Source organism: Microbacterium sp. ARD32, assembly GCF_031844385.1.
Taxonomy (GTDB): domain Bacteria; phylum Actinomycetota; class Actinomycetes; order Actinomycetales; family Microbacteriaceae; genus Microbacterium.
In genome coordinates, this window is record NZ_JAUZVD010000001.1 from 985,312 (window position 1) to 1,009,105 (window position 23,794).

General features: G+C 70.7%; 19 protein-coding genes. 13 read left to right on the forward strand and 6 right to left on the reverse strand.

Annotated features, from left to right (window positions below):
- Positions 1-56 precede the first annotated feature (56 nt).
- The 3 genes from Q9R19_RS04580 (at position 57) to Q9R19_RS04590 (ending at position 4,259) form a co-directional block, all read left to right on the forward strand.
- On the forward strand, positions 57-1,091 hold the full coding sequence (locus tag Q9R19_RS04580) for a TIGR00730 family Rossman fold protein (RefSeq protein ID WP_311255153.1): 1,035 nt from the start codon (positions 57-59) through the stop codon (positions 1,089-1,091).
- 116 nt (positions 1,092-1,207) lie between these two features.
- On the forward strand, positions 1,208-3,313 hold the full coding sequence (locus Q9R19_RS04585) for a hypothetical protein (RefSeq protein ID WP_311255154.1): 2,106 nt from the start codon (positions 1,208-1,210) through the stop codon (positions 3,311-3,313).
- Positions 3,314-3,320: 7 nt separating this feature from the next.
- Positions 3,321-4,259, forward strand: coding sequence for a hypothetical protein (locus Q9R19_RS04590; protein WP_311255155.1), 939 nt, complete (start codon positions 3,321-3,323; stop codon positions 4,257-4,259).
- A 1-nt stretch (position 4,260) separates the two neighbouring features.
- On the opposite strand, the gene Q9R19_RS04595 is transcribed toward Q9R19_RS04590, so the two are convergent.
- Genes Q9R19_RS04595 through Q9R19_RS04610 form a run of 4 tightly spaced genes read right to left on the reverse strand, consistent with a single transcriptional unit; the run spans position 4,261 to position 9,426 of the window.
- Complete coding sequence (locus Q9R19_RS04595; RefSeq protein ID WP_311255156.1) at positions 4,261-4,893, reverse strand: hypothetical protein; 633 nt, start codon at positions 4,891-4,893, stop codon at positions 4,261-4,263.
- Complete coding sequence (locus tag Q9R19_RS04600; RefSeq protein ID WP_311255157.1) at positions 4,890-6,290, reverse strand: FAD-binding oxidoreductase; 1,401 nt, start codon at positions 6,288-6,290, stop codon at positions 4,890-4,892. Before Q9R19_RS04600 ends, Q9R19_RS04595 begins: the two co-directional genes overlap by 4 nt.
- A gap of 53 nt (positions 6,291-6,343) precedes the next feature.
- Entirely contained in the window at positions 6,344-6,922 is a 579-nt protein-coding gene (locus tag Q9R19_RS04605; RefSeq protein WP_311255158.1) for a hypothetical protein, read from the reverse strand.
- Positions 6,919-9,426, reverse strand: coding sequence for a LuxR C-terminal-related transcriptional regulator (locus tag Q9R19_RS04610; RefSeq protein ID WP_311255159.1), 2,508 nt, complete (start codon positions 9,424-9,426; stop codon positions 6,919-6,921). Before Q9R19_RS04610 ends, Q9R19_RS04605 begins: the two co-directional genes overlap by 4 nt.
- Before the next feature lie 144 nt (positions 9,427-9,570).
- On the opposite strand from Q9R19_RS04610, the gene nusA reads away from it, so the two are divergent.
- The 4 genes from nusA to rbfA all read left to right on the forward strand — a co-directional run bounded on the left by nusA (position 9,571) and on the right by rbfA (position 14,297).
- Entirely contained in the window at positions 9,571-10,560 is a 990-nt protein-coding gene (gene nusA, locus Q9R19_RS04615; protein WP_311255160.1) for a transcription termination factor NusA, read from the forward strand.
- A gap of 69 nt (positions 10,561-10,629) precedes the next feature.
- On the forward strand, positions 10,630-10,902 hold the full coding sequence (locus Q9R19_RS04620) for a YlxR family protein (protein WP_311255161.1): 273 nt from the start codon (positions 10,630-10,632) through the stop codon (positions 10,900-10,902).
- A gap of 94 nt (positions 10,903-10,996) precedes the next feature.
- Positions 10,997-13,729: a translation initiation factor IF-2 gene (gene infB, locus Q9R19_RS04625; RefSeq protein WP_311255162.1), complete on the forward strand. Its 2,733-nt coding sequence runs from the start codon at positions 10,997-10,999 to the stop codon at positions 13,727-13,729.
- A 133-nt stretch (positions 13,730-13,862) separates the two neighbouring features.
- Positions 13,863-14,297 carry a 30S ribosome-binding factor RbfA gene (gene rbfA / locus Q9R19_RS04630; RefSeq protein ID WP_311255163.1) on the forward strand — a complete coding sequence of 145 codons (435 nt, stop codon included), beginning with the start codon at positions 13,863-13,865 and terminating at the stop codon, positions 14,295-14,297.
- 25 nt (positions 14,298-14,322) lie between these two features.
- Here the strand turns inward: rbfA and Q9R19_RS04635 are convergent, their stop codons facing one another.
- A complete protein-coding gene (locus Q9R19_RS04635) occupies positions 14,323-15,210 on the reverse strand; it encodes an A/G-specific adenine glycosylase (RefSeq protein ID WP_311255164.1) in 888 nt (295 codons plus the stop codon).
- A 52-nt stretch (positions 15,211-15,262) separates the two neighbouring features.
- Here Q9R19_RS04635 and truB point away from each other — a divergent pair, with 52 nt between their 5' ends.
- From truB to Q9R19_RS04665, 6 genes are all read left to right on the forward strand, one after another.
- Positions 15,263-16,156: a tRNA pseudouridine(55) synthase TruB gene (truB, locus tag Q9R19_RS04640; protein ID WP_311255165.1), complete on the forward strand. Its 894-nt coding sequence runs from the start codon at positions 15,263-15,265 to the stop codon at positions 16,154-16,156.
- Positions 16,153-16,521 (forward strand): hypothetical protein, encoded by a 369-nt coding sequence (locus Q9R19_RS04645; protein WP_311255166.1) that lies wholly within the window; start codon positions 16,153-16,155, stop codon positions 16,519-16,521. Before truB ends, Q9R19_RS04645 begins: the two co-directional genes overlap by 4 nt.
- A 59-nt stretch (positions 16,522-16,580) precedes the next feature.
- The gene (locus Q9R19_RS04650) at positions 16,581-17,018 is read left to right on the forward strand and encodes a hypothetical protein (RefSeq protein WP_311255167.1); all 438 of its coding nucleotides are present in this window, start codon (positions 16,581-16,583) and stop codon (positions 17,016-17,018) included.
- Positions 17,015-17,968: a bifunctional riboflavin kinase/FAD synthetase gene (locus Q9R19_RS04655; RefSeq protein ID WP_311255168.1), complete on the forward strand. Its 954-nt coding sequence runs from the start codon at positions 17,015-17,017 to the stop codon at positions 17,966-17,968. The genes Q9R19_RS04650 and Q9R19_RS04655 overlap by 4 nt, the downstream gene beginning before the upstream one ends.
- 177 nt (positions 17,969-18,145) lie before the next feature.
- Positions 18,146-20,293 (forward strand): DEAD/DEAH box helicase, encoded by a 2,148-nt coding sequence (locus Q9R19_RS04660; RefSeq protein WP_311255169.1) that lies wholly within the window; start codon positions 18,146-18,148, stop codon positions 20,291-20,293.
- Positions 20,294-20,512: 219 nt separating this feature from the next.
- On the forward strand, positions 20,513-21,541 hold the full coding sequence (locus Q9R19_RS04665; RefSeq protein WP_311255170.1) for a 6-phosphofructokinase: 1,029 nt from the start codon (positions 20,513-20,515) through the stop codon (positions 21,539-21,541).
- Positions 21,542-21,578: 37 nt separating this feature from the next.
- Here Q9R19_RS04665 and Q9R19_RS04670 read toward each other — a convergent pair whose 3' ends face one another.
- On the reverse strand, positions 21,579-23,690 hold the full coding sequence (locus Q9R19_RS04670; RefSeq protein ID WP_311255171.1) for a S9 family peptidase: 2,112 nt from the start codon (positions 23,688-23,690) through the stop codon (positions 21,579-21,581).
- Positions 23,691-23,794 lie beyond the last annotated feature (104 nt).

A 23,794-nucleotide genomic window follows, 5' to 3' on the forward strand; every position in this document is an offset into this window, starting at 1 on the left:
GACCCGCTGACGCGACTGATCCGCTGACGAGCCCGCGGCTGTGACAGGCTGAGAGCATGACCGATGGCACCCTCACGGATGATCTGCGGCACGAACTGACGGCGCTGCTCGACCGGGCCGGCATCCATGCCGAACGCGGCCTCATCGCCCGGATGCTGCAGACCGCGCTCCTGCTCGGCAGGGAGAGCACCGACCGGCTCGACCTGAAGATCGCTTCGGCGGCGCTCAGCGAGATGCACGAGGCGTTCCGGCTGTTCCAGCCCTTCCATCGCGTTCCCAAGGTCACCGTCTTCGGCTCCGCCCGCACGCTGCACGACGACCCGCTGTACACCCAGGCGCGCGACGTCGCGGCCGAGCTGGCCGGAGACGGCTGGATGGTGGTGACCGGCGCCGGACCGGGGATCATGCAGGCGGCCGTCGACGGCGCCGGCGCCAGGATGTCGCTGGGCGTCTCGATCCGTCTGCCGTTCGAGCAGCCCGCGGAGACGATCGTCGAGCAGGATGCCCAGATCGTGTCGATGAAGTACTTCTTCACCCGCAAGCTCATGCTCATGAAGGAATCCCGCGGCTTCATCTGCCTGCCGGGCGGCTTCGGCACGATGGACGAGATGTTCGAGCTGCTCACCCTGCAGCAGACCGGCAAGGCCGAGCCCATGCCGATCGTGCTGCTCGATGCTCCCGGCGGCTCCTTCTGGAGCGGGCTGAAGACCTTCGTCGACGAGCATCTCGTGCCCGCCGGCGTGATCTCCCCGAACGATCTCGACCGGGTGCTCATCACGGACTCCGTCGAGCAGGCCGTCGCCGACATCACCGGCTTCTGGCGCAACTACGACTCGCTGCGCTGGGTCGACGACCGGCTGGTGCTGCGGCTGGTGCACGAGCCCTCGGATGCCGAGATCCAAACCCTGAACGAGCGGTTCGGCGACATGTGCGCCGAGGGGCGCATCGAGCGCAGCGGACCGCTGGAGCCCGAGGTCGCCGACGGCGACGTGGTCGAACTGCCCCGGCTGGTGCTGAACCTCCGCCAGCGGGCCGTGGGCTCTCTGTTCGCCCTCATCCGGGCCATCGACGCGCTGCCGTCAGCGGGCTGATCTCCCGCCCGGGCATCGCCTGCAGCTGGGCGTCGCCTGCAGGTTGGCGCAGAATCCGGATGCCCGTGCGGAGCGTCCTTCCTTAGCCTCGGGTCAGGACTCGAGGAGGCGGCGGGATGGCGGCATATCGACGGAGACACGGACTGCTGGCCGGTGCTCTCGCCGTGTGCCTGCTGCTCAGCGGCTGCACGTCGGAGGGGAGCGTCGGGGACGACGGCTACCCGGAGGTGCGGGCCATCGCCGATGCGCTGACCGGACTCGGCGAGGGTCTGCCGTCCGATCCGGCCGAGGCGGCGGGCGCGCTCGTGTCGATCGTGCGCGAGGGCGCCGATCCCGTGCAGGCCGTCGCGGCGACCGCCGAGTTGCTGCGTCGTGCCGGCATCCCGCTGGTCACCATCGATGGCGACGTCGTCGCGATGCCGGACACGATGGTATTCGACGAGCTTCCGGTGTACGTCGAACTGATTCCTGGCCTGACCCGTTCGGTGCGCGAGGAATCGACCTATCCGGTCGAGACCGTCGGCGCCATCCTGGAGCTGGTCGGCGCCGTCGACAGGCCGGTGCCCTGGGAACAGCTGGCCGGCACGGTCGCACTGTGGGGCAGGGTCGCCGACGACCCGCCGGAGGTGACTTCGGCAGCCGCCACGGTACGGGCGCTGTCGGGGCAGCGGGGCCGGGTGTTCAGCGCGCGGCTGCCCGCCGAGGGGCAGGGGATCGACGCCCTGGCACTGATCATCCTGCTGGCGCACATGATCGGGGACGTGACGGATGCCGCGGATGACGCCTCCGGGGATGCGGCGCAGTCGCTCGGCCCCGCGGGGGGATCACCAGGGCATCCGGCGGCCTCGGTGCCGATGTCGGGTCTCGGCCAGGCCTGCGACGCCATCTCGGCCGTCCTGGAGGCGAAAGAGCTGCCGAAGGCGTCGCAGGAGAGCCTGAAGGTGAGCAAAGGCGCGCTCACCAAGGCCTTCGAGACGAAGCTGGAGCAGCTGATGGCACTCGAGGACGATGCGCCTGGGACGCATCCGTGGGCGAAGCGGGTGACTGCGGCGAAGAAGGGGGTCGGGGTGATCAAGAAGGTCGGCGCCTACATCAGCACGGCGCTGCTGCTGCTCGGGACGCGCCTGCAGGTGACCAGCGACAAGCCCGGCACGCACTACAAGCACGAGGACGGCTCCACCGCCGAGAACATCGATCTGACCGCTCTGGTCGACTTCCACTCGCCGATTCCGCAGAAGGAGATCACCTGCTTCGCCCTGGCCGGCGTGAAGGTGCCGAAGAACGGTCCGCTCACGGATCTGAACGTGAAGTGGAACCTCGACCAGGACATGAGCGGAAGCGGCACCGACATCGCCGGTGGTCGGCACCTGCGGCCGGTCAAGGCGTCGCAGCAGGCGTTCCTGCGCAAGTCCACCCCTGATGCCGACGGGCGGTCGCGAGTGACGCTGAAGCCCGCGGTCGAGGACAACCCGCCACCGAAGGGCTCGAAGGCCACGGAGATGACATCGGCCGTGACTGTATCGGTCAAGATCACCAAGGACGACTTCCCGTTCAGCGTCTCCGACCTGATCAATGTGCTCAGCGTGGCGAATGCGGCGAAGACCGCCTTCGAGAAGTCCATCGACTTCATCAAGGATCGCGTGATCGACGAACTGCTGCCGGAGGAGTCGATCAAGATCCCGGTGACCTATCACTCCTCTCAGGCTGTGGTGGCGAAGGTGGAGGACTCCGTCGAGGCCTACTCCTACACGATGCCGCGTGTCTATGTCGACCTGGTCAGCTGCACCGGCGCGGAGGGGCCGTTCACGGGCGTCGGCGGGCACGACGAGCTGAAGATCAGCGTGGGCGGGAAGCTGGCGAACGTAGGATTCGGCTTCTTCGGCTTCGGCGACGTGCTCCCGGATACGCTTCCCGCGGTGCAGACGAATATCAAGGCTTCAGGCAGCGAGCTGAGGCACAACCCGCTAGTGCTGGTGAGCACTCCGAAAGGGCCGCTGGTTTCGCTGCTGCTCGATGTCCGGCCCACGGAGGAGGCGAACAGCGGGATCGGCTCGTTCGTGGTGTATCCCCTCGGCGACGGACGCTATGGCAAGCATGTCGGATGGGTCGAGCTGCTGATCGCCGACGAGCACTGGCCGTTCGGGAACTTCAAGGGCCTTGTGTATGCGGTCGACCACGACGACCGCTGCCCGGGAGGAGGGTCGCACTTCGATGGCTCATGAGAACAGGATGTTGAGAATCACGGCTGCCGCCGTGCTGGCCGTCGCGCTGGCGGGCTGTACGGCGACGGCGCCTGAAGACGGCGCGCGTTCGGCCGATCCGGCGGCGGCACAGGGCGCCCGTGCGGGCATCGGCGGGGAAGCGCTGCGTGTCGCCTTCCCGGGCCTCTACCTGGACGATGGCAGCTACTCCGAGCGGGCGGACAACGGCATCATCAGCGTGTACTCGTCGCAGAGCTGCGACGCGCTGCGCGAGCAGTTGGCGGCTGGCGAGTATGCGTTCGTCGACGAGCTGACCGCCAGCGGCGACTTCGACTTCGTGCTGATGTTCGCCGGCCTCTACCGTTTCGAGATTCTCGCGCACGGGTATCAGGCGGTGAAAGCCGTGCTCACGCCCTGGATGCAGGGCTGTACGGCCACGCTGGAACCTGGCGCTGCAGGAGAGATCGCGGCCTCAGGCGGAGGGATCGAACTGAAGGGCGAGGGCTACTCCGTCCCCTCGATCTGCGGGATCGACGAAGGCGGCCTGTCGATCGGCGTGGTCGCCGCGACCGACGGCGGCGGCATGATCCTGACCGTGCTCCTGCCATCGGATGAGCCGGGGGAGCAGATCCCCGTGCAGCTGAGCAGCACCATGAACCTGGTCATCCACGCACCGCAGCCGCCGCTGCGCGCGTTCAGCGGCTGGCTCGCGCTCGCCGCGGACGGCGCGAGCCTCGACCTCGGCGACGATCCGCCGGCGGGCACGACGATCGCCCAGCTGAGCCGGCCGGACGAGGACGATCCGGCTCCGCTCGGCACCGCCTCGCTGGAACGGAGCGAGAACGGTGCCGTCCGCGGCGTCGTCACCATCGACGCGCCCATCGAAGCGGGAAGCGGCGCAGGCGGGAGGATGTCGGTGACATTCCCCTACGCCTGCGCCGCGGTTCTCGTGGACGAGGGCGACTGAGTCAGCTGCTCTTGACCCTCGGGCACTCGGCGACCAGGGAGTATCCGGTGCCGTCCGACCAGGTCCCGGTGAAGGTCACCGTGTCGCCGTCCCGCTCAGCGGACGGCGCGGTGCCTCCTTCATCGTCGCCCGACGCGAACTGCGCGCCCTTTCCCGGCACGAAGGCATTTCCCGTCAGCGCCGTGGCGGTGAATTTCGTGCCGGGGTACGGGGACTTCTCGTCGTCCACATGCGCGTCGGCGGCGAGCCAGATGTTCGCGATGTACACCTTGTCCTGGGCGTCGTCGTCTCCGGCGAACACGACCCACCACGAGTCGGGGACGAAATCGCCGTAGCCGCACTTCAGCGAGCCGGTGCCCGTGTACTCGCCGGCGTTCTCGCCGCCGGTCAGCGTCAGGGTGACGCTGCCCTGATCCTCATCCTCGCCGACCTGCTCATGGTCGGACTGCTGCTCCTCGGCTTCCTGCCCGTCGGAGTCCTGCCCCTCGGAGTTCTGCTCGTGGGAAGCCTGTCCGGCGGCGGAGTCGCCGCCGTCGGATGCCGGCTGCCCGGGTGCGCCCGAGCAGCCGGACAGCATGCCGAGCGACAGCAGTGCGGCAGCGGTGAGGGACAGAGGACGGATGCCGATGTTCATGCGAATGCTCCTTGTTCGGTGGTTTCCTGTTCATCCAGAGGCTCCAGCGAGTGGCCGAATCGGAACCGCCGATCCGGATCCCACTGCTGCTTCACGCGCAGCAGCCTGGTGACCGTCGCAGCGGGCCAGGCGCGCCGGATGGCGTCGGCCGCCGTTCGGGCGCCCTGGAAGTTGATGTTCGCGCCGCCGGAGGACCATGGCGCCAGTGCGTCCAGCAGCAGCAGGCCGGCCGCCTCCACGGCATCCCCCGCACCGGGCGGGCAGACGCCGATCACGGTGACGGCGAACGCGGCGTCGCGGCCCCCGACGGCCGAGTCGACCGGTCGGGCCAGCGCACCGCCGAGCTGCCGCAGCTCCACGATCGTCAGCGGGCTCGGCCTGCCGGACCCAGCCGCCTCGAGCATGGCCTCGGCCGCCTCGGCGGGAAACGCCGTCAGCAGGGTGCCGGCGTCCCAGACCGGCATCGGCTGCTCCGGATCGCGGTGCACCGCGGCGATGTCGCGGTACGGCATGGCACCCACCGCATCGATCAGCAGCGGAGCGCACGCCCGCATCGGCGCGACCAGTTCGGCGCCCCGAACGGGATCGCCGACGTGGATGAAGCGCAGGTGGGCCACCGGCACGCCGCGCAGCGGCTCGGGCACGTCCGGCAGAGGAGGCAGACGCAGGATCGCGACCGAGGCGCAGGATTCATCGGGCAGACCGGCCGACCAGGTGCGGAACGCCTCGAGCACGTCGGCGATGTGCTCGCCCGCGAAGAACAGCCCGCCGCCGTAGAACCCCGGCAGATCCAGCAGCTCGAACTCCAGCTCGGTGACGACGCCGATCTCGCACTTGCCCCCGCGCAGCGCCCAGAACGTCTCCGGTTCGTGCTGCGCATCGATCACGTGCACTTCTCCTGCGGCGTCCACGAGCCGCAGCCGGCGCACCAGGTCCGACGTGAACCCGAACGCGCGTCCGAGCGGGCTCAGGCCACCGCCGAGCGTGTAGCCGACCACACCGACGTCTGTCGATGATCCGTTCAGGGCGGCCAGCCCGTGCGACGCGGCGGCATCGATCACGTCCCGCCACCGGCAGCCCGCCTGCACGATGGCGGTGCGCTGCACCGGGTCCACCCGCACCCCTCGCATCCGTGTGGTCGTGATCAGCATCCCGCCTGCAGCGGGGATGCCGATGCCGTGGCCCGTCGCCTGCACCCGCACCGTCAGGCCGAAGCGGGCGGCGAAGCGCACGCCGGCGCGCACATCCGCCTCGGAGGCCGCGCCCAGCACCAGCTCCGGACTGTGCGCGAGCGCGAGATCGAACCCGCTGCACTCCTGCGCGAAGCCGTCGTCCTGCGGGGTCAGCACCGGCCCGCTGACCTCGGTGCGCAGCGCGTCGAGCTGTTCCTTCCGCATGGCGGATCCTCCCGTCGGTCGATCACGACCGACGGTACGGAGGTCAGCGCCGCTCAGGCATCCGTAATCCGCGCCATCATCGGTACGGGGAGATCGTCGAGCCGGTCACGGTCGAGGGCGATCAGCGCGGCGAGGCTCGGGGCGTCGAACCGCGCGCGCAGCCCGGCGACGCGTCGATCCGCCGTGCGGCGCGAGACGTGCGCGGCACGCGCCGCAGCGGTGAGCGTGGCGCCGTCGGTCAGCGCGGCCAGGAGCGCGCGATCGGTGCGGTGGAGAACGGCGTCGTCCGGGTGGCGGTGCGCGAACGCGCCCAGATGCCTCAGATCGGCGCAGAGTTCGTCCAGCACCGTTCGCTCCGCTTCGCCGCGCAGCAGCAGGCTGTGCCCGCGCATGGCTGCGAGAGCGGCGTCCGCCGCGTCTGCCGCGCTGCGGACTGCCAGGACGTGCAGCCGTCCTGCACTCTCGGGTGCGAGCGGCCGTGTCGCCGGGTCTCCGCGCCCCGGGGAGACCTCCGCTGCGGCGACGATGAGCGTCCACCCCACCCGCCGAGCGTCGTCGACGGCCTGCTCCCACGCCGCGTCACCGCCCTCCACGAGTATCGCGGCGGTCCGGAGGGTCCCGCTGCCCGTCATGACCGCATCGCGAGCGCCGCGGCCTGGTCGCGGGTGGCGGCGCCGAGCTTGCGGCGCGCGGCGACGACGTGCGACTCGACCGTGCGTGCCGAGATGCCCAGCCGCGTCGCGATCGCAGCGTCCGAGAGTCCACGCATCACGTACTCGAGCACCTGGCGCTCCCGTACGGTGAGGAGCGCGCCGTGCTGCTCCGTCGGCGCGGGCGTGCGCACGCCCAGCGCTCGGCGCATGCGTGCGATCGCGTCGAGTTCGGCGCGTCGGCCGAGGGGACGCGCGATGCGCTCGATCTCGTCGAGTCTGCCGAGCGCCTGTGCGACGTCGTCACCTTCCGAGCGGGATGCGAGCGCCTGCGCCGCCGCGATGCGGCAGCGCAGTTCGCCGCGCCGGTGATACGGCGCCCAGAGGGCGGCGGCCTCGTCGAACAGGGAGACGGCGGTGTCGGTGCCGTCCTCGTCGCGGAGGGCGTGGATCGCGGACAGCTCGCGCGGCACCCCGCGTAGCATCGGAACCTCGAACGCGGCCTGCATGTCGGGCAGCTCGGGGGAGGATGCGGCGGCGTGCAGCGCGGCCCAGTGGAACACGGGTGCGGCGAACGCCAGTCGATGCTGGTCCTCCGCCAGCTCCAGGAAAGGCGCCAGTTCGCCCAGTGCCTCGTGCGATCGGCCGGTGGCATCGAAGGCGGCGGCCCGCAGATGATGCCGGCTCGACGGATAGAGCGATCCGGGCAGCTCCTCGTCGGCGATCTCCATCGCCTCGTCGTAGCGGGCCAGATCCAGCAGCGCCAGCCCCCACGACTGCGCCACCGAGCCCCGACCGCGTGACGGCAGGGGCTGGGCGAGCATCCGAGGGGCGATCTGATCGACCTGAGGAGCATCCCCGGCGTGCATGACGAGGTTCAGCTTGACGGCGGCGAAGTACCGCCGCCACCTCTCCATCCCGGACGACGCCGACCGCTCGATCAGCTCGTCCGCGATCCGCGCGGCCTCGGCGGGATCGCCGCTGCTCTCGTGCGCGGAGACGAGATTGTTCGCGGCGACGACCTCGGAGAGGAAATCGTGCTCCTCCCGTGCGATCGCGATCGCCTCCGGCCAGACGCGCAGCCACCGCCGATCGTTCTGGAAGTACAGCGCAGTGCCGAGAGTCGCTCGCGCCAGTGCGCGATGCGCTCGCAGACGGTCGGCCTCGTGCAGCGCCTGCTCCGCGAGCGTGCGTGCGGTGTCGAGGTCCTGCTCGACGAAGATCGCGCGACGCGCGGACTCGACGGCCAGGGCGACCGATGGCGGCGTATCGGCCGGTGCGATCGCCAGACCCGCCTCGAGCTGCCGCAGCCATTCCTCCAGGTCGCCCGACTCGCGGGCCGCGAGCCCGCGCAGCCAGTGCGCCTGAGCCTGCAGCTCGGGACGATCGGGCAGCCCGGTGAGGATGTCGCCGCAGGCGTCGTACTCACCGGCTTCGACAGCAGCGCCGGCTGCCCGCAGCAGCAGATCCGGCTCGGTCTGCGGTGAGGCGGACCGGGCGGCGGTGACCAGATGGCGGGAGCGCTCGCCCGCGGTGGCGGCGGCCTCCACGGCGACCAGCGCTGCGGCGTAGGACCGCTCATGCTCTCCGGCCAGCTGCCAGTGCCGGGCGGCCTCTCCGGGGTCATCCATCCGCGCGGCCAGTTCGGCGTGCAGCCGCATCGCATCCTCCGCCGAGAGCCGTTCGGAGACGATCCCGCCCAGGAGCGCATGACGGATGGCGGTGCGCCCGCCGCCGGTCGTCGCCATTCCCGCACGCACCAGCACGGCGGGATCGGCGAGCGCGTCCGAGCGGATCGGCCGGCCGGCCAGCGCGAGCAGTCCGAGGTCGTGGCGTGCGGCCTCCCCCAGTGCGTCCACGCGCGCACCGATGCTCAGAGCGAGGCTGCGGGCGTGCCCATCGCCCCGGGCCAGCTCCTCGACCGCGAACGGATTGCCGCCGCCACGCGCCGCGATCGCCTCGGCCTCGTGATCGGGCAGTCCCGGCTTCACCGACTGCGCCAGCCGTCTGGTGTCCTCCGGCGCAAGCGGTGCGAGCTCGAGCGTGCGGAAGCCCGCGTCCTGCAGCTGCTCGATCGCTCGCGCGCCGGCGCCTTCGGCACGGCTGGCCACGACCAGCGGGACGCGCCCGACGAGCACCAGGAGCGCGGCGATCGTCTCGGGATCGGTCCAGTGCAGATCGTCGACGAACAGCGCGGCGGTGCCGAGACGATCCTCGACGCGCTGTGCCGCGGCGTGGGCGTCGCCGCGCCAGAGCCGGTCGTCGCCGACCTCGTCGAGAGCGCGGCGCAGCGGCAGGAACGGCATCCAGGAGAGCATCGACAGCCCGCCGCCTGCGCGCAGCGGCACCTGCGCAGCGGTCGCGGCCTCGGTCACCAGCCGCGTCTTGCCGATCCCCGCCTCGCCGAGTACGAGCATCCGGCAGTCATCGCCGTGCATCGCGTCGACCAGCTGCGACAGCTCCGTGCGTCGTCCGATGAACACCATGCCTCCCCATCGAGTGCAGTCGGGTGTGCCTGGACTATAGCGCGCCAGCGCGCACAGAGGTCCGGGTGCGCCTGTTTCGGCTATTCTGGACGGATGCCCGCGGAGTGTCTGTCCGCGGGGAGAGCTGAATAGAGGAGACCGCTGATGGACATCGAACTCGGACTGCTGCGCGGCATCGAGAAGGAGAAGGCGATTCCCTTCGACGAGCTCGTGTCGATCATCGAGCAGGCCATCCTCACCGCCTACGGCAAGCACATCTCCGCCGACGGCGCCGTGCCGGAGGGCGTGCGCGTGGAGCTGGACCGCAGGACCGGTCACGTCGCCGTGCTGCAGCCCGTCACCGACGACGAGGGCGCCGTCATCGGCGAGGAGGAGACGAGTCCCGCCGACTTCGGGCGCATCGCCGCCTATGCCGCGAAGCAGGTGATCGGCCAGCGCCTGCGCGACATCGCCGACGACGCCGTGCTGGGCGAGTTCCGCGGCAAGGAGGGCGACATCGTCGCCGGGGTGATCCAGCAGGGCCCGAACCCGCGGATGATCCACGTCGACCTGGGCTCGGTCGAGGCGATCCTCCCGCCGGAGGAGCAGGTGCCGGGGGAGGAGTACGCGCACGGCACGCGCCTGCGCGTGTACGTGACCAGCGTCGCCAAGGGCACGAAGGGGCCGCAGATCACGGTCTCGCGCACGCACCCCGGACTGGTGCGCAAGCTGTTCTCGCTCGAGGTGCCCGAGATCGCCGCCGGTCTCGTCGAGATCGTCTCGCTCGCCCGCGAGGCCGGGCACCGCACGAAGATCGCCGTCAAGGCCAACGACCCGTCCGTCAACGCCAAGGGGTCGTGCATCGGCGAGATGGGCCGCCGCGTGCGCGCGGTGACCGAGGAGCTCTCCGGCGAGAAGATCGACATCGTGGACCACCACCCCGACCTCGCGACCTTCGTCGCCAACGCGCTCTCGCCCGCGAAGGTCACCTCGGCGTTCGTGCTGGATGCCGCGACCAAGGCCGTCCGCGCTCTGGTGCCCGACTACCAGCTGTCGCTGGCGATCGGCAAGGAGGGCCAGAACGCCCGCCTCGCCGCCAAGCTGACCGGCGCCAAGATCGACATCCAGCCCGACAGCGTGATGGCGCAGGAGTGATTCGACCCGGGTGCGCCGCCCCGCCCGACCGCGGGGTGGCGGGCTCGGATGCAGGCGGCGAGGTGTAAGATGGAACCTGTACGAACGTGTGTCGGTTGCCGCGGTCGTGCCTCTCGATCCGCCCTGATCAGGGTGGCCCTGCACAACGGTGAGCTCGTCTTCGACGAGCGAGCAGTGCTGCCGGGGAGGGGCGCGTGGCTGCATCCGTCGCCCGAGTGCCTGGATGCCGCGCTGCGGCGCCGGGCCTTCGCACGAGCACTTCGCATCTCTCCGGCCGTCGGGTTCCCCGCGGCCGAGGATGCGCAGATCACCGAACGGTACTTCCACCGAAACAAAGGCTGAACGGCTATGGAAACAAAGTGAACGGCTCGAAATGAGACCCGTCCGCGACTAGTGGTCTGCCCTGCCAGGGCGGACCGACCCTGACAGGAGAATTGTGGCTGGTAAACCACGCGTACACGAGATCGCCGCTGAACTCGGCGTCGACAGCAAGTTCGCTCTCGCGAAGCTCAAGGAGCTCGGCGAGTTCGTGAAGAGTCCCTCTTCGACGGTCGAGCCCCCCGTGGCTCGCAAGCTCCGCGCTGCCATCGAGGCCGACCCGTCGGCCAAGCCCGCGGAGAAGCCGAGCGAGAAGCAGGCGAAGACTCCGGCAGCCGGCGCCCCCAGGCCCGGCGCCCCGGTGCCCGGACCCAAGCCGGGTCCGGCCAAGCCGGCCAAGGCCGAGGAGCCGGCAGCCGAGACGCCGTCGGCACCCGCCGCGCCGGCGCCCGAGAAGTCGTCCGCGCCCAAGCCGGGCGGAAGCGCACCCAAGCCGGGTGGCTCACAGAGCTCCGGCGCACCCAAGCCGGGTGCTCCGCGTCCGGGCAACAACCCGTTCTCCTCCTCGCAGGGCATGGGGTCGCGTCCGGCGGGTCCCCGCCCCGGCAACAACCCGTTCGCCTCGGCGCAGGGGATGGGGCAGCGGCCCACGCCGGGCAACATCCCGCGTCCTCAGGCGCCGCGTCCGGGCTCCCCGCGCGTCGGCGCTCCGCGTCCCGGTCGTCCCGGTGGCGCGCGCGGCGGCCAGGGCGGTCGTCCCGGCGCACCGTTCCAGCAGCGCTCCGGCGGCCCCGGCCGTCCCGGCGGTGGTGGCGGCGGATTCCAGCGTCCCGGCGGCGCACCCGGCGGCGGTTTCGCCGGTCGTCCCGGTGGTGGCGGTCGTGGTCGTGGACCCGGCGGCGGAACCGCTGGTGCCTTCGGCAAGGGCGGCGGCAAGAGCAAGCAGCGCAAGTCGCGGCGGGCGAAGCGGCAGGAGTTCGAGATGCGGTCGGCGCCGGTCGTCGGCGGCGTCAACGTCTCCAAGGGCAACGGCGAGACGATCCGTCTGCGCCGCGGCGCCTCCATCGCCGACTTCGCGGACAAGCTCGAGGCGCTGAGGGGCTACACCGTGCAGCCCGGCACGCTCGTGACCATCCTGTTCAACCTGGGCGAGATGGCCACGGCGACCGAGTCGCTCGACGAGGCCACCTTCGAGGTGCTGGGAGCCGAGCTCGGCTACAAGATCCAGATGGTCTCTCCCGAGGACGAGGACAAGGAGCTCCTGGAGGGCTTCGGTCTCGACCTGGAGGCCGAGCTGGAGGCCGAGAGCGACGACGAGCTCGAGATCCGTCCGCCGGTGGTCACCGTCATGGGCCACGTCGATCACGGTAAGACCCGCCTGCTGGACGCCATCCGCAAGACCAACGTCATCGAGGGCGAGGCCGGCGGCATCACCCAGCACATCGGCGCGTACCAGATCTGGACCGAGCACGACGACGTCGAGCGCGCGGTCACCTTCATCGACACCCCGGGCCACGAGGCGTTCACCGCCATGCGCGCCCGCGGTGCGCAGGTGACCGACATCGCGATCCTCGTGGTCGCCGCGGACGACGGCATCATGCCGCAGACCGTGGAGGCGCTGAACCACGCCCAGGCCGCCGAGGTGCCGATCGTCGTCGCGGTGAACAAGGTCGACAAGCCCGAGGCCAACCCGGCCAGGGTGCGTCAGCAGCTCACCGAGTACGGTCTGGTCGCCGAGGAGTACGGCGGAGACGTCATGTTCGTGGATGTGTCGGCCCGCCAGGGCACCGGCATCCAGGAGCTGATCGACGCCGTCCTGCTGACCGCAGACGCGGGGCTGGACCTCACGGCCAACCCGAACAAGGCGGCTCGCGGTGTCGCGATCGAGGCCAAGCTCGACAAGGGCCGCGGATCGGTCGCCACCGTGCTGATCCAGTCCGGAACGCTGCGCGTCGGCGACGCCATCGTCGCGGGCACCGCCTACGGTCGCGTGCGCGCCATGCTCGACGAGAACGGCGAGCAGGTCACCGAGGCCGCGCCGTCCCGCCCCGTGCAGGTGCAGGGTCTGAACTCCGTGCCCCGCGCCGGTGACGTGTTCATCGTCACCGAGGAGGACCGCATGGCGCGGCAGATCGCCGAGAAGCGCGAGGCCGTCGAGCGCAACGCTCAGCTGGCCAAGGCCCGCAAGCGCATCTCGCTCGAGGACTTCACCCGCGCCCTGGAAGAGGGCAAGGTCGAGACGCTCAACCTCATCATCAAGGGCGACGTGTCCGGTGCCGTCGAGGCGCTGGAGGAGTCGCTGCTCAAGATCGAGGTCGACGACTCGGTGCAGCTGCGCATCATCCACCGCGGTGTCGGTGCGATCACGGAGTCGGATGTGAACCTGGCGACGATCGACAACGCGATCATCGTGGGCTTCAACGTCCGTCCGGACGCCAAGGCGCGCGAGGCCTCGAACCGCGAGGGCGTGGACATCCGCTTCTACTCGGTGATCTACTCGGCCATCGAGGAGATCGAGAACTCCCTCAAGGGCATGCTCAAGCCGGAGTTCGAAGAGGTCCAGTCGGGTGTCGCCGAGATCCGCGAGGTGTTCCGCTCCTCGAAGTTCGGCAACATCGCCGGTGTCATCGTCCGCTCCGGAACGATCACGCGCAACGCCAAGGCGCGCGTCATCCGCGACGGCGTCGTCATCGCCGATGGCCTGGCCATCGAGTCGCTGCGTCGCTTCAAGGACGACGTCACCGAGGTGCGCACCGACTTCGAGGCGGGTATCGGCCTGGGCAAGTACAACGACATCCAGATCGGCGACGAGATCGAGACCACGGAGATGGTCGAGAAGCCTCGCGGCTGACATCTGGACGCTGCTCCGGCGGCTGCCTTCCCTTCACTCGCAGAGTGGGGCCCTACCCCGATGCTCGCGAAGGGAAGGCAGCCGCCTTCGCGGTTCCACATGGAATCCGCTCGGAAGGTATAGGAATAGGAACATGGCTGGAGAACGACAGGCACGGCTCGCGGACCGCATCCGCGTCATCCTCGCCGAGCGCCTCGAGAAGGGGCTGCGCGACCCGCGGCTCGGGTTCGTGACGATCACCGATGTGCGCGTCTCCGGCGATCTGCAGCACGCCTCGGTGTTCTACACCGTGCTGGGATCGGACGAGGAGCGCGTCGCCAGCGGCGCCGCGCTCACCTCGGCGACGGGGATGCTGCGCAAGGAGGTCGGCCGGCAGCTGAACGTGCGCCTGGTGCCGACCCTCGAGTTCATCCCCGATGCGCTGCCGGAATCGGCCGGGCACATCGCCGACCTCCTCCGCGAGGCGCGCGAGCGGGACGCCGAGGTGGCCAGGCTCGCAGCCGGTGCCAGCCACGCCGGCGAGGCCGACCCGTACGTGCGCGACGACGACGAGGACGAGTCGCGCTGACGGCGTCACCGTCGCGCTGACGGCGTCACCGCGGAAGCAGCAGCATGCCGTCCGCGGCCTCGACGAGGCCGTCGGCGATCAGCGAGTCGATCGCCCGATCGCGCTGCGCCGCGTCGGGCCAGTGCGTGAGCACCGCATCCGCCGGCAGTCGATGCGAGGGCGCCTCCCGCAGGGCGCGCAGCACCCCGCCGCGCGCCTGACGATCCGACCCCTCGTAGCGCGCCTGCCGCCGGCGATCGTCGCCGGTGTCAGGGCGTCCGGCTGCCAGCCAGGCGCAGGATGCCGAGATCGGGCACGCGTGGCAGCGCGGCGCCCTGGCCGTGCAGACCACGGCGCCGAGCTCCATCATCGCCGCGTTGAAGACGGCCGCCTGCTCCAGATCATCCGGCAGCAGCTCCGCCATCCGCTCGAGATCCCGCCTCGACGGCGCGCCCGGCTGCGAGCGGCCGTCGACCGCACGCGCGATCACCCGGCGCGTGTTCGTGTCGACCACCGGATGCCGATCGCCGTACGAGAAGACCGCCACGGCCCGGGCCGTGTAGTCGCCGATGCCCGACAGCGCGAGCAGCGCGTCGACGTCCCGCGGAACCTCGCCGCCGTGCCGCTGCACCACCTCGACGGCCGCGCGGTGCAACCACAGGGCGCGGCGCGGATAACCCAGGTTCGCCCACTGGTGCACGATCTCCGCCGGCGACGCCTGCGCCGTCTCGGCCGGCGACGGCCAGCGCTTCAGCCACGCCTCCAGGTGGGGGATCACCCGGGCCACCGGAGTCTGCTGCAGCATGAACTCGCTGACCAGCGTTCCCCACGCGCCGTAGCGCTCGGTGAACTCCGCCCGCCGCCAGGGCAGGTCGCGGGCCTCGCGCCGGTACCACTCCGCGACATCGCGGGGGAGCACGACGCGGGCTGGCACCTGCACAGCCTACCCATCAGCCGCCGCCGCGCCGCCTCGGTAGGCTGACCGGGTGGCATCACACGGCATCCTCCTCGTCGACAAACCCGCAGGGCTGACCAGTCACGACGTGGTCGCGCGCGTCCGGCGCGCGTTCGGCACCCGCAAGGTGGGTCATGCCGGCACCCTCGATCCGATGGCCACCGGCCTGCTCGTGATCGGCATCGAGGGCGCGACGCGGCTGCTCACCTACGTCGTCGGCGCCGACAAGACGTACACCGCCACGATCCGGCTCGGCGCCCGCACGTCCACCGACGACGCCGAGGGGCAGATCATCGACATCGCGGACGGCGAGCGCTGGGCGTCTGTCGACGACGCGGCCGTCATGGCCGGCATCCGCGGGCTCACCGGCTCGATCTCCCAGGTGCCCAGCTCGGTCTCGGCGATCAAGGTCGGCGGCAAGCGCGCCTACGACCTGGTGCGCGCGGGGGAGAGCGTGGAGCTCGCGGCCCGCCCGGTGACGGTCTCGCGCTTCGAGGTGCTGGCGCAGCGGCGCGAGGACGGATTCCTCGAGCTGGACGTGATCGTGGACTGCTCGTCGGGAACCTACATCCGGGCCCTCGCGCGCGACCTCGGCGACGGACTGGGCGTCGGAGGCCACCTCACCGCGCTGCGGCGCACCCGCGTCGGCGGTTTCGCCGTGACGGACGCCGTCGGCGTCGACGCGCTCGATGGCGCGGTGACGCTCGCCCCCGCCGAGGCGGCGGCCCGAGTGATGCCCGTGCTGCACGTCACCGCCGACGAGGCGCGCGATCTGCGACACGGCAAGCGGCTCTCCGGCCAGAGCGGCCGGCTGGATGCGCCCGCCGTCGCGGCCGTCGACCCCGCCGGCGACCTGGTGGGGGTCGTCGAGGCGCGCGGCCACGACATCAAGAGCGTCATGAACATGCCGGAGGTGCAGGCGTGATCCTGTGGTTCACCGTCGTCCAGATCGTGCTCGCCTGCGCGGCGGGTCTGTTCTGCCTGATCGCCGGGCTCGCCGGCCGGCGGCCCAGCGACTACACGGTCGGCAGCCTGCTGCTGGTCGAGGTGCTGCTGCTCGTGCAGGTGGTCGTCGCGATCATCGCCCCGCTCGCGGGGAATCCGCCCACCGGCGACCTGCTGGAGTACTGGGTGTACCTGATCGCCGCCGTGCTGCTGCCGATCGGCGGAGTCGCGTGGGTGCTGATGGACCGCACCCGCTGGAGCACCGTCGTGCTCGGGGTGATCGGTCTGTCGCTGGCGATCATGCTGTGGCGGATGCAGAGCATCTGGACGCTGCAGATCGCGTGATCGCGGGAAGGGCCCGGCGCGGATCGCGCACCCCGCGGCGGCATAGGATGGTGGATGCGATGTCCCACACCGATGCCCCTGCCCAGGCCCCCGCGCGCACCCGGATGACGGGCATCGGGCGCGTGCTCGTCATCGTCTACGCCGTCATGGCGCTCGCCGCCACCGGCCGCAGCTTCGTGCAGATCGTGCGTCGCTTCGACGAGGCGCCGCTGGCGTACTCGCTGTCGGCGCTGGCCGCCGTCGTGTACGTCCTGGCGACCCTCGCCCTCGTGCTGGCGCACCGGCGCGGCTGGTACGCGGTCGCATGGGTCGCGATCCTGTTCGAGCTCACCGGCGTGATCGCCGTCGGTCTGCTGAGCCTGCTGGTCCCGGCGCTGTTCGGCCACGACAGCGTCTGGTCGTACTTCGGCCTGGGCTACGTCTTCATCCCCCTCGTGCTGCCGCTGTTCGGACTGTGGTGGCTGCGCACGCATCGACCGCGGGAAGTCTCCGCATGATCGTCTTCCGCGACCCCTCCGAGATTCCCGCCGATTTCGGCCGCACCGTCGTCGCGATCGGCAAGTTCGACGGCGTGCACGTCGGGCACCGTGCGGTGATCGAGCGGATGCGGGCGGATGCCGCCGCCGTGGGCGCGAGGACCGTCGCCGTGACGTTCGATCGCAATCCGCTGGAGGTGCTGCGGCCGGAGCTGTGCCCCGAGAACGTCGTGAGCATCGCGCGCAAGATCGAGCTGCTCGGCGAGCTGGATCTGGATGCCGCACTCGTGCTCACCTTCGACCGCGCGCTGGCCTCGCTCGAAGCGGAGGAGTTCGTGCGCAGCATCCTGGTGGACGCGCTGCACGTGGTGACCGTCCTGGTCGGCCGCGACTTCCGCTTCGGCCGCGGCGGAAGCGGCGACCCGGCGCTGCTGCGTGAACTCGGCCCCGACTACGGCTTCACCGTCGACGTCGTCGAGGACGTGCATCCCGCCGGCGCCGAGCGCAGGGTCTCGTCGACCTGGGTGCGCGAGCTGCTGGCGGCCGGCGACGTCGCGCAGGCCGCGAAGGTGCTCGGCCGCCCGGTCACCGTCTCCGGCGAGGTCGTGCACGGACTCAAGCGCGGCCGTGAGCTGGGCTTCCCGACGGCGAACCTGTCCGAGCTGATCGACGCGCTCGCCCCGGCGGACGGCATCTACGCGGGCTGGCTGGACGACCGGGACACCGGCATCCGGCATCCCGCCGCGATCTCCGTCGGCACGAACCCCACGTTCGACGACGTGGAGCGGCGGCAGGTCGAGGCGCATGTGCTGGACGAGTCCGGGCTGGATCTGTACGGGCACCGCGTGACGGTGGAGTTCGCCGATCACCTGCGCGGCATGGTCGCGTTCGAGGGCATGGACGCGCTGATCGAGCAGATCGCCGCCGACGTCGCCGAGGCCCGCGCGCGGCTCGGACTGCCCCGACCGTAGCGAAACGCCGCCGATGCCGTAAACTGGCACTCAGGCATCCGGCCGCGCTCGCAGCGCGCGACCCGACGCCGCTCTCCGCACGGTCCTGGCTGGCGCCACACGCGGAAACCGCCCAGGCGGAACACAGTAGGAACCGAAGGCCTCTTCGGCGCTTCGGCACTCACGCTCAGGAGGAGCATGCCGACCACGGCGACCGCCGCACCGCGGCGCAGGAAGACCTCTCGTCGAGACGAAGAGGCGCCACTGATCCCGATCCTCGCGCGCAAGGTGCGCGAGATCGAGGCGAAGGCACAGCGCTCGAAGCTGGGCCCCACCAACCGTGTCAAGTTCCAGGTCATCGCCTTCCTGGTGCGCGAGGAGCGCGCCCGGGTGAAGGCGGATGCCGAGCTGGGCGATTCCGCGCGGGCCGAGCTGCTCAAGCGGCTCGACGGCGTGGCGACGATCCTCGCCAAGACGGCGGCGCGCGACACCTCGCTGATCCAGCTGCTGGAGGCCGATCAGGCGACCTCCCCGGTGGCCAAGCGGATGCGGCGCGACTGGCTGCTCGAATCCGGTGCGGAGCTCGCGCCGGAGGAGCTGGTCATCACCGACGTCGCGCCGGTGCGGACCACCCAGGTGGTGCCCGCGGCGCTGGCCGAGAAGCAGGTGACCCCGCCGTCCGTCGAATCCCGGCAGCTGGCCAACCCGTTCCTCGCCCCCGACCTCACGCCGCGCCCGGCGTCCGTGCCGCGGCGCCGTCTGGACGGCTGGGAGCTGATGGGCCCGCTGTACAAGGCCTTCGAGTCCGGTGCCGGCGGGGGAGCGGCCACCATGGAGCTGCCGCCGCTGCCGGAGTACGACCACATCTCGCCGAAGGGGCGCGAGGTGATGGTGCACCAGTCGCGCTTCGTGGAGTCGGTGCGCGCCGGTCACCGCAGCTTCCTGCTGGCCGACGAGCCGGGGCTCGGCAAGACGGCGCAGTCCGTGCTGGCGGCATCCGTGGCCGACGCCTACCCGCTGCTGGTCGTCGTGCCCAACGTCGTGAAGATGAACTGGGCGCGCGAGGTGGAGCTGTGGACGCCGCAGCGCCGTGCCGCCGTCATCCAGGGCGACGGCGACGACATCGACGCGTTCGCGGACGTCTTCATCGTGAACTACGAGATCCTCGACCGGCACCTGTCGTGGCTGGGCGGGATCGGCCTGAAGGGCATGGTCGTCGACGAGGCGCACTTCATCAAGAACCTCTCCTCGCAGCGTTCGCAGAACGTGCTCGCCCTGGCCTCCCGCATCCGCGAGCGAGAGCCGAATCCGCTCATGCTCGCGCTGACCGGCACGCCCCTGATCAACGATGTCGAGGACTTCGACGCGATCTGGCGGTTCCTGGGCTGGACCAACGGCGAGAAGCCGGAGCCGGCGCTGATGGACAAGCTGGATGCCACGGGTCTGACGCCCGCGGACAAGTCGTTCTACGCCGAGGCGCGCGAGGCCGTGATCTCGATGGGCATCGTGCGTCGCAAGAAGAAGGATGTCGCGGCAGACCTGCCGGACAAGCTGATCGCCGACCTGCCGGTGCAGCTGGACGACGAGTTCGGACGCAGCATCCGCCAGGCCGAGCGCGAGCTGGGCGAGCGGATGGCGGCGAAGTACCGTCGCATCGTCGAGGCGCGGGAGGCCGCCCATGGCCCCTCCGGCTACGGCGAGCTCGACGACGACATCGTCCGCCTGGTCGCGCACAACGAGCTGGAGGAGTCCAAGGCCGCGGGCACCGGCGGAGACAACGTCTTCACGATGGTGCGCCGGATCGGTCAGGCCAAGGCGCTGCTCGCGGCCGACTACGCCGTGCAGCTGCAGCGCTCGGTGGAGAAGGTCGTCTTCTTCGCCAAGCACATCGACGTCATGGATCAGGCCGAGGCGCATTTCGCGGCGGCCGGCGTGCGCGCCGTCTCGATCCGGGGCGATCAGACCTCGACCGTCCGGCAGCAGGCGATCGATGCGTTCAACGGCGATCCCGAGGTCGGCATCGCCGTGTGCTCCCTGACCGCCGCCGGGGTCGGGGTGAACCTGCAGGTCGCCTCCAACGTCGTGCTCGCCGAGCTCAGCTGGACCGCGGCCGAGCAGACGCAGGCGATCGACCGGGTGCACCGGATCGGGCAGGACGAACCGGTCACGGCCTGGCGGATCATCGCCGCGCACACGCTCGACACCAAGATCGCCGAGCTGATCGATCAGAAGCAGGGGCTGGCCGCACGCGCGCTCGACGGCGAGGCCGTGGAGCAGGAGCCCGGCGAGTCCGTGCAGCTGGCGGCCCTCATGCACCTGCTGCGCGAGGCGCTGGGCGGCGACTGAGCGTCATCCCGCTCGAAGGGCACGTTAAGAACACGGGTTCTTGACGCGCCTTTCGCGCGGGATTCGCGTGTTCGGGGAAGAATCGGGTGTCGCCACCGGTTCGGGCGTCAAGATCGCCGGTTTTCCCGCCTGCGGAATGGCGCGCGCCGCGCTTCACCAGTAGGGTCGGAGGCAGGCAGCGTCGCCTTTCCCCTCATCCCGAAGCACGAAGGCAGCAGCATGAAGATCGGCATCCTCACCAGCGGCGGCGACTGCCCCGGACTCAACGCCGTCATCCGCGGCATCGTGCTCAAGGGCACCACCACCTACGACCTCGAGTTCGTCGGCATCCGCGACGGCTGGCGCGGCGTCGTCGACGGCGACTTCTTCCCGCTGACGCGCCACGAGGTGAAGGGCCTGTCCAAGGTCGGCGGCACCATCCTCGGCACCAGCCGCACCAACCCGTACGAGGGCACGCGCGGGGGAGCGGAGAACATCGCGAAGACACTGGCGGCGCATGGCATCGACGGGATCGTCGCCATCGGCGGCGAGGGAACGCTCGCCGCGGCCGACCGCCTCGCGAACGACGGCATCAACGTGCTGGGCGTGCCCAAGACCATCGACAACGACCTGCAGGCCACGGACTACTCGTTCGGCTTCGACACCGCCGTCAACATCGCCACCGACGCGATGGACCGGCTGCGCACCACCGGCGACTCGCATCAGCGCTGCATGGTGGCCGAGGTCATGGGGCGGCACGTCGGCTGGATCGCGCTGCATGCCGGCATGGCAGCCGGCGCCCACGTCATCTGCATCCCCGAGGTGCCGATGTCGATCGACGAGATCTGCGCCCTCGTGAGCCGCGCCTTCGACCGCGGTCGAGCCCCTCTGGTCGTCGTCTCCGAGGGCTTCAAGCTCACCGGCATGGACGAGGCCTACAGCGACAAGGGGCTGGACGCCTTCAACCGCCCGCGGCTGGGCGGCATCAGCGAGATCCTGGCCCCCGAGATCGAGCGCATCACCGGCATCGAGACCCGCTCGACCGTGCTCGGTCACATCCAGCGCGGCGGCTCGCCCTCCGGCTTCGACCGCGTGCTGGCCACCCGTCTCGGCCTGAACGCCGCCGACGCGCTGGTGGACGGATGCTGGGGGCAGATGGTCGCGATGCGCGGGACCGACATCGTGCGCGTGCCGTTCGCCGACGCGCTCGGCGAGCTGAACACGGTTCCGCTCAGCCGCTACGAAGAGGCGTCGGCCCTGTTCGGCTGATCCAGAGCATCCCAGAGCCGGAGCAGCGCGCGGCGGATCAGCCGGCCAGGCCGAGCACGTCCAGCATCCAGGCGATCTCGAAGGCGCGCTCGCGCCAGGCGTTGTAGCGTCCGCTCACCCCGCCGTGCCCGGCGGACATCTCGCACTTCATCAGCACGTCCGGCGCGCCCGCGTGCCGCAGCGCCTGCACCCACTTGGCCGGCTCCACGTACAGCACGCGGGTGTCGTTCAGCGAGGTCATCGCCAGGATGCGCGGATAGGCGGAGGCATCCGCGGCGATGTTCTCGTACGGCGTGTACCCCTTCATGTACGCGTACACCTCGGGGTCGTGCAGCGGGTCCCCCCACTCGTCCCACTCCACCACGGTCAGCGGCAGCGACGGGTCCAGGATCGAGGTCAGCGCGTCCACGAAGGGCACGCCGGCGAGCACGCCGGCGAACAGCTCCGGGGCGAGGTTGGCCACCGCGCCCATCAGCAGGCCGCCCGCGCTGCCGCCTTCGGCGACCATCAGCTGCGGGATGGTGATGCCGGCGCGCACCAGGTGCTCGCCGCAGGCGACGAAGTCGGTGAACGTGTTGCGCTTGTGCAGCTCCTTGCCGTCCTCGTACCAGTGCCGCCCCATCTCGCCGCCGCCGCGCACGTGCGCCACGGCGAAGATCACGCCGCGGTCCATCATCGACAGCCGCATGGTCGAGAAGCCCGGATCGATGGAGTGCTCGTACGATCCGTAGCCGTACAGGTGCACCGGCCTGGCCTGCGCGCCCGGCTCGCCGAACGAGTGCTTCCAGACCAGCGAGATCGGCACCTGCGCCCCGTCGGGCGCCGTCGCCCACACGCGACGCTGACCGTAGTCCGCGGGGTCGTAGCCGCCCAGCACCGGCTGCTGCTTGCGCACGTGCTTCTCGCCGGTGGCGAGCTCGAGCTCCAGCACAGTGGACGGCGTCACGAACGAGGTGCAGCCCATGCGCAGGAACGGCGCATGCCATTCGGGATTGCCGCTGAAGTACGCCTCGTACAGCGGCTCGTCGAACGCGACCACGTCGAGCTCGGCGCTGCGGTGGTCCAGCAGTGCGGCGTGCGGCATCCCGTCGGCACGGTACTCGACGGTGGCGAAGTCGCGGAAGCAGTCCACATCCAGCAGGCGGCGGCCGGGAGTGTGCGGGAGCAGCACCCGCCGCTCGCCCTGAGGATCGGATGCCGGCACCGAGACCAGCTCGAAGTCCAGCGCCCCGTCGTTGTGCAGGATCAGCAGCCGGTCCTCGCCGTCCACGACCGCGTGGTCGACGGAGTACTCCACGCCGTCCCGGCGCGGCCAGACCACCTGGGGGGCGGCCGTCGGATCGGCCAGCTCGATGAGCAGCTCCTCGCTGGTGACCTTCGACCCGAGCCCGATCACGAGGTACTTCCTGCTGCGCGTCACGCCGGCGCCGAGCCAGAAGCGCTCGTCGGGCTCGTGGAACAGCCGCACGTCGGCGTCCGCCGGCTCGCCGATGCGGTGCAGCCAGAGCGTGTCCGGCCGCCAGGCCTCGTCGCGGGTCGTGTAGATCACCGACCGGCCGTCGGGGGTGAAGAAGGCCTGGCCGGTGTTCTCGATGACGTCGTCGAAGCGCTCGCCGGAGACGAGATCGCGCAGGTGCACCGAGTACAGCTCGCTGCCGACGACATCCGCCGACCACAGCATCCGCGTGCCGTCGTCGGAGACGTCGAACGCCCCCATCGAGAAGAACTCGTGGCCCTCGGCCTCGACGTTGCCGTCGAGCAGGATCTGCTCACCGGGAACGGCGACCCCGGCTTCCAGCACCGGCGGAGTCCAGTCGTCCGGTCCGGCGATCGCGGTGCGGCACTGGATGCCGTACTGCGCACCCTCCTGAGTGCGTCCGTAGTACCACCAGTCGCCGCGCCGGGTCGGCACGGACAGGTCCGTCTCGAGCGTCCGCGACCGCACCTCCTGGAACACCTGCTCGCGCAGGCCGGCCAGGTGCGCGGTGCGCGCGTCGGCGTACGCGTTCTCCGCCTCCAGATGCGCGACGACCTCGGCATCCTCCTTGGCGCGCAGCCACTCGTACGGGTCCGCGAACGAGTCGCCGTGATGGGTGCGGGTGACGGGGCGGCGGTCCGCGACGGGCGGCCGGATGCTGGAATCGCTCACCCGTCCACGGTATCGCCAGCGCACCGGCGGCGGGCGCCGCCGGGCTGAGTTGACCGCGACGGAGGAGGATGGGAGGATTCCAGCGGGCCCCTATAGGGGACGTG

Bases quoted from the DNA above. Each gene is read 5' to 3' on its own strand.
- nusA (WP_311255160.1), top strand. From the start codon at position 9,571: ATGGACATCGAACTCGGACTGCTGCGCGGCATCGAGAAGGAGAAGGCG.
- Q9R19_RS04590 (WP_311255155.1), top strand. From the start codon at position 3,321: ATGTTGAGAATCACGGCTGCCGCCGTGCTGGCCGTCGCGCTGGCGGGC.
- Q9R19_RS04600 (WP_311255157.1), bottom strand. From the start codon at position 6,290: ATGCGGAAGGAACAGCTCGACGCGCTGCGCACCGAGGTCAGCGGGCCG.
- Q9R19_RS04595 (WP_311255156.1), bottom strand. From the start codon at position 4,893: ATGAACATCGGCATCCGTCCTCTGTCCCTCACCGCTGCCGCACTGCTG.
- Q9R19_RS04660 (WP_311255169.1), top strand. From the start codon at position 18,146: ATGCCGACCACGGCGACCGCCGCACCGCGGCGCAGGAAGACCTCTCGT.
- Q9R19_RS04610 (WP_311255159.1), bottom strand. From the start codon at position 9,426: ATGGTGTTCATCGGACGACGCACGGAGCTGTCGCAGCTGGTCGACGCG.
- Q9R19_RS04620 (WP_311255161.1), top strand. From the start codon at position 10,630: ATGGAACCTGTACGAACGTGTGTCGGTTGCCGCGGTCGTGCCTCTCGA.
- Q9R19_RS04585 (WP_311255154.1), top strand. From the start codon at position 1,208: ATGGCGGCATATCGACGGAGACACGGACTGCTGGCCGGTGCTCTCGCC.
- Q9R19_RS04655 (WP_311255168.1), top strand. From the start codon at position 17,015: ATGATCGTCTTCCGCGACCCCTCCGAGATTCCCGCCGATTTCGGCCGC.
- Q9R19_RS04665 (WP_311255170.1), top strand. From the start codon at position 20,513: ATGAAGATCGGCATCCTCACCAGCGGCGGCGACTGCCCCGGACTCAAC.
- Q9R19_RS04605 (WP_311255158.1), bottom strand. From the start codon at position 6,922: ATGACGGGCAGCGGGACCCTCCGGACCGCCGCGATACTCGTGGAGGGC.
- Q9R19_RS04650 (WP_311255167.1), top strand. From the start codon at position 16,581: ATGTCCCACACCGATGCCCCTGCCCAGGCCCCCGCGCGCACCCGGATG.
- rbfA (WP_311255163.1), top strand. From the start codon at position 13,863: ATGGCTGGAGAACGACAGGCACGGCTCGCGGACCGCATCCGCGTCATC.
- Q9R19_RS04580 (WP_311255153.1), top strand. From the start codon at position 57: ATGACCGATGGCACCCTCACGGATGATCTGCGGCACGAACTGACGGCG.